Source organism: Alistipes sp. i18-0019-D1, from assembly GCF_042852885.1.
In the GTDB taxonomy this organism is placed as follows: Bacteria; Bacteroidota; Bacteroidia; order Bacteroidales; family Rikenellaceae; genus Alistipes.
The window spans coordinates 2,322,065-2,336,089 of the sequence record NZ_AP031424.1; the positions used below are offsets into that span (position 1 = coordinate 2,322,065).

Annotated in this window: 12 protein-coding genes; 8 read left to right on the top strand and 4 right to left on the bottom strand. The window is 62.5% G+C overall.

What is annotated here, in order from left to right; translation table 11 throughout:
* The first annotated feature begins 5 nt into the window (after positions 1 to 5).
* From nuoK to ACGHP5_RS09670, 4 genes are read left to right on the top strand one after another with little or no spacing between them, the layout of a single operon-like run.
* Positions 6 to 314, top strand: coding sequence for an NADH-quinone oxidoreductase subunit NuoK (gene nuoK / locus ACGHP5_RS09655; RefSeq protein ID WP_022061764.1), 309 nt, complete (start codon positions 6 to 8; stop codon positions 312 to 314).
* Between the two features lie 21 nt (positions 315 to 335).
* Positions 336 to 2,228 (top strand): NADH-quinone oxidoreductase subunit L, encoded by a 1,893-nt coding sequence (gene nuoL, locus ACGHP5_RS09660; protein ID WP_390566394.1) that lies wholly within the window; start codon positions 336 to 338, stop codon positions 2,226 to 2,228.
* A 12-nt stretch (positions 2,229 to 2,240) separates the two neighbouring features.
* Positions 2,241 to 3,725, top strand: a complete 1,485-nt coding sequence (locus ACGHP5_RS09665) for a NuoM family protein (protein WP_390566396.1) — start codon at positions 2,241 to 2,243, stop codon at positions 3,723 to 3,725.
* A 6-nt stretch (positions 3,726 to 3,731) separates the two neighbouring features.
* The gene (locus tag ACGHP5_RS09670) at positions 3,732 to 5,159 is read left to right on the top strand and encodes an NADH-quinone oxidoreductase subunit N (protein ID WP_390566398.1); all 1,428 of its coding nucleotides are present in this window, start codon (positions 3,732 to 3,734) and stop codon (positions 5,157 to 5,159) included.
* Positions 5,160 to 5,250: 91 nt separating this feature from the next.
* On the opposite strand, the gene ACGHP5_RS09675 is transcribed toward ACGHP5_RS09670, so the two are convergent.
* From ACGHP5_RS09675 to ACGHP5_RS09690, 4 genes are all read right to left on the bottom strand, one after another.
* The gene (locus ACGHP5_RS09675) at positions 5,251 to 5,724 is read right to left on the bottom strand and encodes a methylated-DNA--[protein]-cysteine S-methyltransferase (protein WP_295903151.1); all 474 of its coding nucleotides are present in this window, start codon (positions 5,722 to 5,724) and stop codon (positions 5,251 to 5,253) included.
* Positions 5,721 to 7,856 carry a S9 family peptidase gene (locus ACGHP5_RS09680; RefSeq protein ID WP_390566400.1) on the bottom strand — a complete coding sequence of 712 codons (2,136 nt, stop codon included), beginning with the start codon at positions 7,854 to 7,856 and terminating at the stop codon, positions 5,721 to 5,723. The genes ACGHP5_RS09675 and ACGHP5_RS09680 overlap by 4 nt, the downstream gene beginning before the upstream one ends.
* A 187-nt stretch (positions 7,857 to 8,043) precedes the next feature.
* Positions 8,044 to 8,730: a hypothetical protein gene (locus ACGHP5_RS09685; protein WP_290533545.1), complete on the bottom strand. Its 687-nt coding sequence runs from the start codon at positions 8,728 to 8,730 to the stop codon at positions 8,044 to 8,046.
* A 12-nt stretch (positions 8,731 to 8,742) separates the two neighbouring features.
* Positions 8,743 to 9,747, bottom strand: a complete 1,005-nt coding sequence (locus tag ACGHP5_RS09690) for a glucosaminidase domain-containing protein (RefSeq protein WP_390566402.1) — start codon at positions 9,745 to 9,747, stop codon at positions 8,743 to 8,745.
* Between the two features lie 76 nt (positions 9,748 to 9,823).
* On the opposite strand from ACGHP5_RS09690, the gene ACGHP5_RS09695 reads away from it, so the two are divergent.
* From ACGHP5_RS09695 to ACGHP5_RS09710, 4 genes are all read left to right on the top strand, one after another.
* Entirely contained in the window at positions 9,824 to 10,429 is a 606-nt protein-coding gene (locus tag ACGHP5_RS09695) for a DUF4254 domain-containing protein (RefSeq protein WP_390566403.1), read from the top strand.
* A complete protein-coding gene (locus ACGHP5_RS09700) occupies positions 10,413 to 11,543 on the top strand; it encodes a glycosyltransferase family 9 protein (protein ID WP_390566405.1) in 1,131 nt (376 codons plus the stop codon). The genes ACGHP5_RS09695 and ACGHP5_RS09700 overlap by 17 nt, the downstream gene beginning before the upstream one ends.
* Before the next feature lie 221 nt (positions 11,544 to 11,764).
* Positions 11,765 to 13,432: a DUF4886 domain-containing protein gene (locus ACGHP5_RS09705; RefSeq protein ID WP_337773249.1), complete on the top strand. Its 1,668-nt coding sequence runs from the start codon at positions 11,765 to 11,767 to the stop codon at positions 13,430 to 13,432.
* Between the two features lie 5 nt (positions 13,433 to 13,437).
* Positions 13,438 to 14,010 carry an RNA polymerase sigma-70 factor gene (locus ACGHP5_RS09710; RefSeq protein WP_290533540.1) on the top strand — a complete coding sequence of 191 codons (573 nt, stop codon included), beginning with the start codon at positions 13,438 to 13,440 and terminating at the stop codon, positions 14,008 to 14,010.
* Positions 14,011 to 14,025 lie beyond the last annotated feature (15 nt).

Sequence of the window (14,025 nt, forward strand, 5' to 3'; positions counted from 1 at the left end):
CGACTATGATACACATGGAATATTACCTGATTGTCTCCACGGTGATGATGTTCGTGGGCATTTACGGATTCGTCACGCGCCGCAACCTGCTGGCGATGCTGATTTCGGTCGAGTTGATTCTCAACTCGGTGGACATCAACTTCGTGGTCTTCAACCGCTTCCTCTTTCCCGAGCAGCTCGAAGGGTTTTTCTTCGCCCTGTTCGCCATCGGAATCAGTGCTGCGGAGACCGCCGTGGCCATCGCCATCATCATCAATATCTACCGCAACATCCGCAACATCGGAGCCAGGAGCCTGCGGGAAATGAAGTGGTAACGGCCCGAAAAACGACGTTCTATGGAATATACGATTCTGATTCTGTTGCTTCCGCTGGCGAGTTTCCTCGTGCTGGGGCTTGCGGGCATGAAGATGCGTCCCGCGGCGGCGGGCGCAATCGGTACGGCCGTGCTGGCCGTGGTGGCGCTGTTGAGCTACTGGACGGCTTTCGAATACTTCTCGGCCGGGCGCGATGCCGCAGGGGTGTTCCCGACGCTGATCCCCTGGAATACCGTGTGGCTGCCCATCGGCGGCGCGCTTCACATCGACCTGGGCATCCTCCTGGACCCGATTTCGGTGATGATGCTCGTGGTGATCTCCACGGTGTCGCTGATGGTCCACATCTACTCGCTGGGCTATATGAAGGGCGAGCGGGGCTTCCAGCGCTACTATGCCTTTCTGTCGCTCTTCACGATGAGCATGATCGGGCTGGTCGTGGCGACCAACATCTTCCAGATGTACCTTTTCTGGGAGCTGGTGGGCGTCAGCTCCTACCTGCTGATCGGCTTCTACTATACGAAGAGGGAGGCCGTGGCCGCCTCGAAGAAGGCCTTCATCGTGACGCGCTTCGCCGACCTGGGCTTCTTGATCGGCATTCTGATCTACGGCTATTACGCCGGGACCTTCTCCTTCACGCCCGAGGCGAACATGCTGGTGGCCGCCGGGGCGATGATCCCGCTGGCACTGGGGCTGATGTTCGTCGGCGGCGCGGGCAAGAGCGCCATGTTCCCGCTGCACATCTGGCTGCCCGATGCCATGGAGGGTCCCACCCCCGTGTCGGCGCTGATCCATGCCGCGACGATGGTCGTGGCGGGCGTCTACCTCGTGGCGCGCATGTTTCCGCTGTTTATCGGCTATGCGCCCGAAGTGCTGCATTGGACGGCCTATATCGGGGCCTTCACGGCACTCTACGCCGCTGTCGTGGCCTGCGTGCAGAGCGACATCAAGCGTGTGCTGGCATTCAGCACCATCTCGCAGATCGGTTTCATGATCGTGGCGCTGGGTGTCTCGACCTCGGCCGATCCGCACGCCGGAGGGCTGGGTTACATGGCTTCGATGTTCCACCTCTTCACCCACGCCATGTTCAAGGCCCTGCTGTTCCTCGGCGCGGGGTGCATCATCCATGCCGTGCACTCCAACGAGATGTCGGCCATGGGCGGCCTGCGCCGCTACATGCCGCTGACCCACGCGACGTTCCTCGTGGCGTGCCTCGCCATCGCGGGCATCTGGCCCTTGAGCGGTTTCTTCTCGAAGGACGAGATCCTGACGGCCTGCTTCGCTTTCTCGCCCGTCATGGGGTGGGTGATGACCGCCATTGCGGGACTCACGGCCTTCTACATGTTCCGCCTCTATTACGGCATTTTCTGGGGTACGGAGAACCGCGAATTGCATGCCGAGCACACGCCGCACGAAGCTCCGCTCGCGATGACCCTGCCGCTCGTGCTGCTCGCGGCGGTGACCTGCGTGGCCGGATTCATTCCCTTCGGCGAGTTCGTGTCGAGCGACGGCGCGGCCTACACGATCCATATCGACACGGGCGTGGCCGCCGTCAGCCTTTGCGTGGCCGCCGCGGCTATCGCGCTGGCGACGTGGATGTATGCCCGCGACCGGCAGCCCGTGGCCGACAGGTTGGCCGCGACGTTAAGCGGCCTGCACCGTGCGGCCTACCGCCGGTTCTACATCGACGAGGTCTACCAGTTCATCACCCACCGGGTGATTTTCGCCTGCATCTCCACGCCCATCGCGTGGTTCGACCGGCATGTGGTCGACGGCTTCATGAATTTCCTCGCGTGGGGCACGAACGGCGTCGCTTACCTCGTCCGCGACATGCAGAGCGGCAGCGTGCAGCGCTACTGCATCTGGTTCCTCGGCGGTGCGCTGGGCCTCACGATCTTGATTCTTCTAATCTGTTAATCCGAACGAGTTATGAATATACTATCTCTGTTTCCCGCCGTTCCGCTCGTGATGATGCTGGGTCTGTGGCTCTCGAAGTCGACGCGGCAGATTCACGCCGTGATGGTCGCAGGCTCTTCGCTGCTCGTGGCGCTGGCCGTCGTGCTCGTGGTGCAGTACCTCGGCCTGCGCGGCGCGGGCGAGACGGCGCAGATGCTCTTCACCGAAAGCCATGTCTGGTATGCGCCGCTCAACATCCACTACGCCGTGGGCGTCGACGGCATTTCGGTGGCGATGCTCCTGCTGTCGGCCGTCATCGTCTTCACGGGCACGTTCGCTTCGTGGCAGATGAAGACCGACATCAAAGCCTACTTCCTCTGGTTCTGCCTGTTGAGCGTGGGGGTGTTCGGGTTCTTCATTTCGGTCGATCTCTTCACGATGTTCATGTTCTACGAGGTGGCGCTGATCCCGATGTACCTCCTGATCGGCGTCTGGGGCAGCGGCCGCAAGGAGTATGCGGCCATGAAACTGACGCTTATGCTGATGGGTGGCTCGGCGCTGCTGCTGATCGGCATTCTGGGCATCTACTTCGGCGCGGGCGCCACGACGATGAACATTCAGGAGATCGCCGCGCTGAACAACATCCCCGCGGTTCAGCAGCGCATCTGGTTCCCGCTGGTGTTCGTGGGCTTCGGCGTGCTGGGTGCGCTGTTCCCGTTCCACACGTGGAGCCCCGACGGCCACGCCTCGGCCCCGACGGCCGTGTCGATGCTCCATGCCGGGGTGCTGATGAAGCTGGGCGGATACGGCTGTTTCCGGGTCGCCATGTACCTTTTACCCGAAGCGGCGCATGAATTGAGCTGGATATTTATCATACTGACAACGATTTCCGTCGTTTACGGCGCTTTCTCGGCCTGCGTGCAGACCGACCTCAAGTACATCAACGCCTACTCCTCGGTGTCGCACTGCGGACTGGTGCTGTTCGCCGTTTTGATGATGAACACCACGGCCGGCACGGGCGCCGTGCTCCAGATGCTGAGCCACGGCCTGATGACGGCCCTCTTCTTCGCGCTGATCGGCATGATCTACGGCCGCACCCACACGCGCGACATCCGCCAGCTGGGCGGACTGATGAAGGTGATGCCGTTCCTGGCGGTCGGTTATGTGATCGCGGGTCTGGCCAACCTCGGGCTGCCGGGTCTGAGCGGCTTCGTGGCCGAAATGACCATCTTCAACGGCGCGTTCATGAACGCCGGCACGTTCCACCGCGTGGTGACCGTCATCGCCTGCACGTCGATCGTCATCACGGCGGTCTACATCCTGCGCGTCGTCGGGAAAATCCTCTACGGCACGTGCGACAATCCCGGGCACCTGAAGCTCTCCGACGCCACGTGGGACGAACGCCTGTCGGTCGTCTGCCTCGTCGTCGCCATCGCCGGCATGGGTCTGGCGCCGCTGTGGGTGAGCGACATGATTCGCGGCAGCGTCGCGGAGGTTATTACTCACATCATGAATTAAGCGACTATGGATTACACCTCGATATTTACGCTGATGCGGGCCGAAGTGACCCTCACGGCGATTCTCGTTCTCGTGTTCCTCTACGACCTCGTGGCCGGGGAGCGCGGACGCCGCCGCTTCTCGGCCGTGGTCTGCTGCCTGATGGTCGTGCAGGTCGTCGTGAACCTCATTCCGGGCCCGGCGGGCGAAGCCTTCGGCGGCATGTTCCGGTATGCGCCGATGGACGGCATCGTCAAAGGCATGCTCTCCGTCGGGGCGCTGGTCGTCTTCCTCCAGTCCGACACGTGGCTGCGCCGCGAGGACACGCGCCACAAGCAGGGTGAATTCTACATCCTGACCCTCTCGACGCTGCTGGGCATGCATTTCATGATCGGTGCGGGCAACTTCCTGCTGTTCTTCATCGGGCTGGAGCTGGCCTCCGTGCCGATGGCCTGCCTGGTGGCCTTCGACAAATACAAACGCTATTCGGCCGAGGCGGGGGCCAAATACATCCTCTGCGCGCTGTTTTCGAGCGGACTGATGCTCTACGGCATCTCGTTCCTCTACGGTACGACCGGGACGCTCTATTTCGACGATATGGCCGCCCGCATCGACGGTTCGCCATTGCAGGTGATGGCCCTGGTCTTCTTCTTCTCGGGACTCGGTTTCAAGATTTCGCTCGTGCCCTTCCATCTCTGGACGGCGGACGCCTACCAGGGGGCGCCGACGAACGTGACCGCCTATCTTTCGGTGGTCTCGAAGGGCGCTGCGGCGTTCGTGCTGCTGACGGTGCTCGTGAAGGTGTTCGCCCCGATGGTCCGGGAGTGGCAGACGCTGCTCTGGATCGTGACAGTGTCGAGCATCACCGTCGCCAACCTCTTCGCCATCCGGCAGAAGGACCTCAAGCGTTTCATGGCCTTCTCGTCCATCTCGCAGGCCGGATACATCATGCTGGCCGTCATCGGCGGCAGCGCCATCGGCATGACCTCGCTGGTCTTCTACGTGCTGGTCTACATGGCCGCCAACCTCGCGGTGTTCGGCGTGCTGTCGGCCGTCGAGCAGCACAGCGGGGGCAAGGTATCGCTGGAGGACTACAACGGGTTTTCGCGCACCAATCCCCGCCTGGCGCTGCTGATGATCCTGGCGCTGTTTTCGCTGGCGGGAATCCCGCCCTTCGCCGGGTTCTTCTCGAAATTCTTCGTCTTCGCGGCGGCTTTCAGGGGCGGGTTCCACCTGCTGGTCTTCATCGCCCTGATCAACACGGTGATTTCGCTCTACTACTACCTGCTGATCGTCAAGGCGATGTACATTACGCCCTCCGACGCGCCGATCGCGGCGTTCCGCAGCGACCGTTACACGCGTGTCAGCCTCGCGCTCTGCATGGCGGGCGTTCTGCTGCTGGGCATCGTCAGCGCGGTTTACGACGGCATCAACGCCGTTGCGTTCGGACTTTGACCGGACGGGATATGCAAATGCGAGGCACGGGAGACCGTGCCTCGCATTTTTTCGTGCGGGTGCGATTTGCAGGCCTGCCGCCGGGGTGCGTTTATCGCCGCTTTTCCAGGTCGAGCAGCCGCTCCTTGATGTCGAGTCCCCCGGCGTAGCCCGTGAGTTTGCCGTCGTAGCCCAAAACGCGGTGGCAGGGAACGACGATGACGATGGGGTTGCGGTTGTTGGCCATGCCGACGGCGCGGAACGATTTGTTGTGGCCGATCTGTACGGCGATATGCCCGTAGGTGCGGGTTTCTCCGTAGGGAATGGTTTGCAGCGCCTGCCAGACGGATTGCTGGAAGGGTGTTCCGGCGGGTGCGAGCGGCAGCGAGAAGTCGCGGCGCGTGCCGGCGAAGTACTCCCGGAGCTGCGTCGCCGCCTTCAGCAGCAGGGGCGTGGCGGAGGTTTCGGGGACGGCTGCGGAGCCTTCCGGAATTTCCGTGCCGAAACGGATCTGCGTCACGGCCTCGCCCGTAGCCGTGATCGTCACGGGGCCGACGGGCGTTTCGAGTTGCAATGTGTACGTCATAAATTCTTCAGTGTGTAATCGATCATCTTTTGTCTTATGTGTGCCGTTGCGTCGGGCAACATCGAGTGGTTCTGGTCGGGGTAGATCATCATGTCGTACTGCTTGCCGGCGCGGTTGAGCGCCCGGGTCATCTCGACGGTGTTCTGGAAATGGACGTTGTCGTCGGCCGTGCCGTGGATGATCAGCAGCCGCGTGCGCCGGTCGTCGAGCATCCGCGCGAAATTGATCGGCGAATTGTCGTCGTAGCCCGCAGTGTTGTACTGCGGAAGGTTGTTGTAGATCTCGGTGTAGATCGTGTCGTAGTAGCGCCACGAGGTGACGGGAGCCACGGCGATGGCCATTTTGAACAGCCCGAGGCCCTTCATCGCGCAGCTCAAAGCCATGAATCCGCCGTAGGACCAGCCGTAGATGCCGATGCGCGCGGGGTCGACCCAGGGTTGCGCCGCCATGTGGCGGGCGGTCGAAAGCTGGTCCTCGACCTCCAGCGCCCCGAGGCGTCCGTAGGTGAGTTTCTTGAATTTCTCGCCCCGGAATCCCGTGCCGCGGCCGTCGGCGCAGACCACGACGTAGCCTTTGTCGGCGAGGGCGTCCTCCCAGTCCAGCGACCAGCGGTCGCGCACGGACTGCGAGCCGGGACCCGAATACTGGGTCAGTAGCACGGGGTAGCGCTGCGAGGGGTCGAAGCCGCGGGGCTTGACCATATAGGCGTTGAGCGTGTCGCCGCGCTCGGTCGTGAAGGTGAAGAACTCCTTCACGGGGCGGTCGGCGGCGGCCAGTTCTTCGCGCAGGCGGCGGCTGTCGGCCAGTGTGCGGACGGGCTTTCCCGCGGCGTCGCAGACCTCCGTGACGTTGGGCGTCGAGGCGTTGGAAAAAGTGGTGATGAAGTATTTCATCCCGGCGCTCGGGGCGGCGGTGTAGTAGCCCTCGCCCGTGGTGAGGCGCTGCTTGCCCTTGCCGTCGAGGCGCACGCTGTACAGGTTGCGGCGCAGCGGCGAGGTTTCGGTCGAGAGGAACCACACGCGTTTGCCGTCGGTCCCCACGACCTGGGTCACCTCCCACGGACCTTTGGTCACCTGTTCGAGGATGCCCCGGCGGAGACTGTAAAGGTAGAGGTGCATGAAGCCCGTGTGGCTCTCCTGCCGCACGAGGAAGCGGTCGCGGTCGACGAAGGTCACGGTCCCGTCGTCCACGCGCTCGACGTACTGCTGCGCCCGCTCGTCGTAGACCGTGCGCTGCGCCCCGTGGGGTTCGCAGACGATCATCTCGAAGGTGTTCTGGCGGCGGTTGAGGCGGTAGTACCACGGCCGTCCGTCGGGCGTCCAGCCGATGCGGGGAATGTACTGGTCGGTTTCCCCGCCCGTGTCGATGCGCTCCCTGGCGCCGGTCTCAAGGTCGGCGATCCAGAGCTGGACCACGGAGTTGCGCTCCCCGGCCTTGGGGTATTTGAACGAATAGGCCCGGTTGTAGAGTTTGCCGTCGAAGCGCATCATCTCCATCAGCGGCACTTCGCTCTCGTCGAAACGCAGGTAGGCGATGCGGCGGCTGTCGGGCGAGAAGGCGTAGGCCCGCGTCACGCCGAACTCCTCCTCGTAGACCCAGTCGGTCGTGCCGTTGATCACCTGGTTCCACGCCCCGTCGTCGGTGATGCGGCGCGTGGTCCGGGCGGCGATGTCGTAAACGTAGAGGTCGTTGCGGTCCGAGTAGGCGATCTTCTGCCCGTCGGGCGAGAAGGAGGCGTCGCGCGGCGCTTCGGCCTCGCGCAGGACGGGGCGCACCGTGTTGTCGCGCACGAGCGAATAGCTGGTGGTGTACGAATGGCGGTAGATCGGTTTGCGGCCCGAGGCAATGAGGATCGAGCGCTCGTCGGGCGAGAAGGCGTAGTCGGTGATGACGAGGTTCGGCGCGGGCGCGGGGAGCATGCTCTCGCCGGGGGCTGCGGACGCGTAGCTGTAACGGACGATGTCGTTCGACTCGAGCGTGGTGTAGTGTTCGCCGTCGGCCATCGAGCGGATGCCGCGCACCGATTCGTTCAGCCCCCGCAGACGGGCGATTTCGGCGTATTCGTTCTGGGCGCGGACGCTGCCCGTCAGGAGCGCCGCTGCGGCTATTAGCGGGAAAAGGATGGTTTTCATGAGAAAATGGCGTGTTGAAAGTTGTGCTCGATGCATGGGGCTTGGTACGGCAAGTCCCCTCCGGGGAGGGGATTTGGGGAAGGGCCGGATTTACGGCGTGCCGCTAAAGCTACGATCGTGTGCCGCAACGGCGGCTGCGGCCCGCGGGGCCCGGTGAAAACCGGAAGCCTCTCCCATGCCCGGCCTGTTAAATATCCTCTATGTCGAAGTCGTAGCCGAGGCGTTTGCCCGTCACGAACTTCGAGTTGTCCATCTTGGTGTTGAACTGGTCCACCGTCACGCGTTTGTTCTCCTCGTAGGGCGGCATCAGCAGGTCGAAGTTCAGCGCGAAGCCGATCGCCGATTCGAGAATCGCGACCAGCGCCTCCTGATCGATCTCCGACTTGCCGAAATCCATCGCCCGCATCGAGGTCTGCTGCTTGCCTTCGGCGAAGTAGCGGCGTTCGCGGTTGATGAAGATGCGGCCGATCAGGTAACCTTCGTCGGCGTTGCGGTTGAATTTGAACGAGTCGGACAGGAAGTTGTAGATGTTGATAAGTCCGCAGTAGGAGTTGTCGCGGTCGGCCTGCACGTAGGGGTTCTGCCAGATGAGGTGGTCGGAGCCGAACTCGAAAACGTCGGTGTGCATCTGGAAGATCAGGATGTCGTTGGCCACCTGCAGCTGTGCCTCGAACTTGCCGCGGTCGCGGTATTCGAGCCGCACGCGGCGGTCGAGTTTGCCGTCCAGTTCGTCGTCCATCTCCGAGGCCATTTCCAGCAGCGTCTCCTTCAGTGAGTTGAACGCTCCGAAGGTGTTGTCGAAAACCCGTTGTTTGAGTGTCGACTTGCGGATGATGGTATCGAGAATCTGTGCTCTCAGCGGGGTTGTTTCCATGGTATGTAGGTTTTATTTTATGCGTATTTCGCGTCCTGCGGCCAGCTCCTCGTCCTTGCGGAGATGGTTGAGTTTCTCGATCGACCGCGTGCGGATGGCGTAGGACTGGCCTACGGAGTAAGCCGTTTCGCCCTGGCGGCAGATGTGATGCCGGGAGTTGCCCTCCCAGCGTTTCCGCTTGCGCTCGATGTAGACCGTCTCGCCCGGCACCGGCTGGGCCTTCTTGTCCTTCAGGTCGTTGAATTTGCGCAGGTTGCGCGCCGAGAGGCGGAACTTCCGTCCGATGTTCTCGAACGTGTCGTTCTCCTTGGCCAGCACGTAGTGCACGCCGTTGGTGGCGTAGACGTTGTAGCCCTGGTGGGCGTTGATCGTCACGCGGTAGTTGTCCGGGTCGACGGCTCCCCCGGTCCAGGCCAGTTCCTCCACGCTGCTCTGCGACGAGAACCACTCCTCGGGGTCGCGTTTCAGCCCGAACCGCGAGGCGTAGAGCCGTGCGCCGTCGGGCCGGTCGAGCAGGAAAAGCTGATTCTCCTCGATGATGCGGATGAGCCGCTGCGCATAGTCGGGGGCCGTGGCGTAGCCCGCGGCCTTGAGGCCCCGCGCCCAGCTCTTGTAATCGTCGGAGGAGTAGGCGAACAGCGAGTCGTAGCGGGGCTGCGAGTCGAGGAATTCGGCGTGGTCCCGGTACGACGCCTCGACCGAGGGGTAGGAACGGAAGCATTCGCCCTTGGCGTCGTCGTCGTGGTAGACCTTGTCGCCCGTCCAGTTGCGCTTGCATTTGATGCCGAAGTGGTTGTTCGACTTCATCGACAGCAGGCTGTTGCCGCAGTCGGATTCGAGGATTCCCTGCGCCATGGTGATGCTCGCGGGGATTCCGTAGCGCTCCATGTGGGCGATGGCGATGGGCATGTAGCGGCTGATGTACTCTTCGCGTGTCTGGCGCACCTGCGCCCCGAGCTGCACGAACGCGCAAAGGAGGATTCCCGAAAGGAGTATTGCTTTTTTGGAAAAAGTCATTATCTTTGTTTAATCGTTACCGACAAAGGTATGATTTTCCGGTGAAAAATCCAATAATACTATAAAACCGCAAGCTATGTTTACCGAAAACGCGAACCGTATTTTCAACCGGTCCATCGAGGAGTATCACCGCTGGGACGATGTGGACCATCCCATCGACAACCCCTACGCACCGGGTACGATCGACCATCTGCTCTACCACAAGAACTGGATCGACACGGTGCAGTGGCACTTGGAGGACATTATCCGCGACCCGGCCATCGACCCCGCGGAGGCGCTGAAGATCAAGCGCCGCATCGACAAGTCGAACCAGGACCGTACGGATATGGTGGAGTACGTGGATTCCTACCTGCTGGACAAGTACAAGGACATAACGCCTGCCGAAGGCGCGCGTCTCAACACCGAGACCCCCGCGTGGGCCATCGACCGCCTGTCGATCCTGGCGCTGAAAATCTACCACATGGCTCGCGAGGCGGAGCGTACGGACGTGGACGATGCGCATCGCGCGGCCTGCCGGAAGAAGCTGGACGTGCTGCTCGCGCAGCAGGCCGACCTTTCGCGGGCCATCGAAGAACTGATCGAGGACATCGAGGCAGGGCGCAAGTACATGAAGACCTACAAACAGATGAAAATGTACAACGACCCTGCACTGAATCCGGTGCTCTATGGGCAGAAAAAATAGCGCGGAAACGACGAACGGCGTCACAGGCGCGGGACGCGAGGGCGGTGCGGCGGCCGGGAGCGGTGTGCTCCGGGGCGGCGGGCCGGTCCCGCGTCATCTGCTGGTGATGCGCACCTCGGCGATGGGCGACGTGGCGATGCTGCCGCATGCGCTCCGCGCCCTGACGGCCGCTTATCCCGGCCTGCGGGTCACGGTGGCGACGCGGCCCATGTTCAGGCCCTTCTTCGCGGGGCTGGATGTCGGGTTCCTCGACGTCGACACCCGGGGCGCCCACCGCACCCTCGCGGGGATGTGGCGGCTGGCGGCCGAAGCCCGGAGGCTGGGCGTGGACGCCGTGGCCGACGTGCACGACGTGCTGCGTTCGAAGGCATTCCGCCTCGCAATGCGCCTGCACGGCGTTCCGACGGCGCATATCGACAAGGGGCGTGCCGAAAAACGGGCGTTCATCCGCTGCGGAGGCCGCGGCATGGAGCCGCTGCGCCACACGGTGCTGCGCTACTGCGACGTTTTCCGGAAGCTGGGATTCGTGCCGGACGACCCCGCGCCCGCCGTGCACCGGGAGCGTCCCAATCCCTTCGGGGAGAAACACGGCGTGTGGGTGGGTTTTGCCCCCTTCTCCGCACACCGGGGCAAGACCTATCCCGAGGCGCAGAGCCGCGAACTCGTGCGGATGCTCTCGGAGCGTTACGGGCGGGTTTTCATCCACGGGGGCGGAGGGGCCGAACAGGCGTTCGCCGAGGAGATGGAGCGCACGTATCCTAACGTCACGGCCCTGTACGGCAAGGTCCGCTTCGCCGGGGAGATGGACCTCATCGCCAACCTGGACTGCGTGGTGACGATGGATTCGCTGGTGATGCACCTGGCGTCGCTCGTCGCGACGCCCGTGGTGTCGGTATGGGGCGCGACGCATCCCGGGCTGGGGTTCCTGGGCTACGGGATTCCGTCCGGGGACGTTTTGCAGGCCGACATGGCGTGCCGTCCCTGCTCGGTCTTCGGCAACAAGCCCTGCCGCTACGGCGACTACCGCTGTCTGAAAGCCGTAACGCCCGAAACGGTGGCCCGGCGGGTGGCCGAAATTACCGGCAGCTTACCGGAACGTTCCGGGAACAGATAAACCGATTGAATCCACAATCCGGCTCCGGGGATGACCTTACGGAGCGACGCCGGACGGGGGACGGGGCTGAAAGCAGGCCTCCGGTTCCCGTCCGGGGTCTTATTCCGCTTTATTCACCGCTCCGGTTCCGGGGCGTCGTATTCCATTTCCATGAAATTGCATTTTCGGTTACGTAGAGGGTTCGTCCCGTTCGTACTTATTATAACCGACCCGATGAACTTATGAAAAAACTTCTCTTTCACCTGCTGATTTTTGCCCTGTTTGCAGCAGCAGCCGGCTGCTCTTCCGGCAAGGACGACGACGGAAATCCCGACGTCAGATTCTATGCGGCTCCGGCTTCGCTGAATTTCGAGTCCGGGAAAACGACCTTGCAGTTGAGCATCTCGACGACGGCGCATTGGAAGATCGTGTGCGACGACGAGTGGCTGGAGGCCGTTCCGGCGGAAGGCACGGGGAGTGCGAAGGTCGGAATCACCGCCCAGGCGAACCCCTTGGCTCAACTGCGCACCTCGTCGCTGATGATCGCATACGGCGGTGCGGAACCGGTCGTCGTGCCCGTCTCCCAGAAGGTGTCCGGGGAGGAGTCGGTCGACCTGTTCGGTTCGACCGACGAGATGAAAGCCTACCTGAAAGCACGCGTGGAGGCCTGCAATTATGCCGAGTCGGTGACGACGACCGCCGGAGGGGTGCTGAAATTCGGGTTCAAAGGCGCCGCGACGCGGGGCGTTCGGAAAGGCGCGATTCCCGTCTTTACGGTCAGCAGCGGCGGTTACTGGGCGGCCGACGGCGACGCGACGGCGGTGAAAGCCGATGCGGAGGCCCTGCGGGGCGGAGCGTCGCCTGCGGTGACGCTGACGACCGGCGGGACGATCGCTTTCGACGGGGCCGACACGGGCATAGCGGCTCCTGCGGACGGAGCCGTTGCCCTGCGCTGCGTGCTCGACACGGGGAAATACATCTGCTTCGTCTTCGCCGACGGCGAGGTGATCCGGATAGGGAGCGAACTGGGCGGCACGTTCAACCCGCCGCTGCCGGCGGGAGGCAAATCCCTCAAGATACTCTTTATCGGAAACAGTTTTACGGTCGACGCCACGGAGCATCTGCCGGGGATGTTGAAAAGCGCCGGGATCACCCATGTCCGGATGGTGCGGGCCTATCACGGCGGCTACAAACTGCCCGAATTTTTCGAAAACTATACGGCGCCGGACATCTGCACCTATTATTATTGTGAGCCGGGAGCGACGAAGTGGGAGAACGAAGGGACGCTGAACCGTTCGCTCAAGAGCATCGTCGAGTCGGATACGTGGGACATCGTGACGCTGCAGGAGCACACCGGTTCGTACTATGCGTGGGAATGGGATGAGACCGAGCGGGGCGCGATTTCCGGACTTTGCGACTACATCCAGCAGGCGCAGCCCCTCGACCGTCCCACGATCGGGTACATCATGGCCCAGGCCTACGGAGCCTACCACTCCCATTATCCGAAATATTTCGCCAACCAGCAGGCGATGTTCGAGGCGATCGTGGCCCAGGTGCGGAAGATCACCGCCCAGACCTGCATCGACATCGTGATCCCCTCGGGAACGTCGCTCCAGAACCTGCGGACTTCGTCGCTGAACAGGGACAACGGGATGGACCTCACGCGCGACTCCTACCACATGGACTACGGAATCAGCCGTTACGCGGCCGCCGCGACGGTGTTCCGGACGCTCGTCACGCCCTGCACGGGCGTCAGCGTCGAGGGAAACGGCTACCGCTATTCGACCGCCAGCACCTCGTCGACGGGGTATTCGACGCCGGTTACCGACGCCAACGCCCCGGTGGCGATCCGGGCGGCGCTGGAGGCCTGCCGGACGCCCTATGCGGTTACGGACATGAGCAAATACTGACCGGCATGCAGAATTGTTTACGGGATTCGGAACTCGTCGTGATGATGCGCGGCGGCGACAAAGCAGCCTTCGGAGTGCTTTTCGACCGCTACTACGACCTGCTGCACACGTTTGCCAGGCATATCATCAAGGACGCTTCCGTGGCGGAGGACATCATCCAGAACGTCTTCGTCAAAATGTGGATGCGCAAGGAGCAGGTCAACCCCGAACTGTCGGTGCGCAACTACCTGCTGGTCGCCACGCGCAACGAACTCTTCGACTACATGCGGCTGCGGTACAACATGCTGCGCAGCGACATCAACGATGCGATGCTCGACGTCGCCGACGGCGATACGGACGTTTACGACTACGTCGACGTGCGCGAACGGGTCGGGTTCATCGACTCGGTGATGCGTTCGATGCCCGACAAGCGGCGCGAGATATTCGCCATGCGCTACGACCGCAACATGACCAATGCCGAGATCGCCCGGGTGCTGAACCTCTCGATCCGCACGGTCGAAAAGCACGTCGACCTGGCGATCAAGCAGATCCGCAAGACGATCTCCGTCGTGATGCTCTTTTTCGTGCTATTCTCCTGAAAACAAGAAGAAACC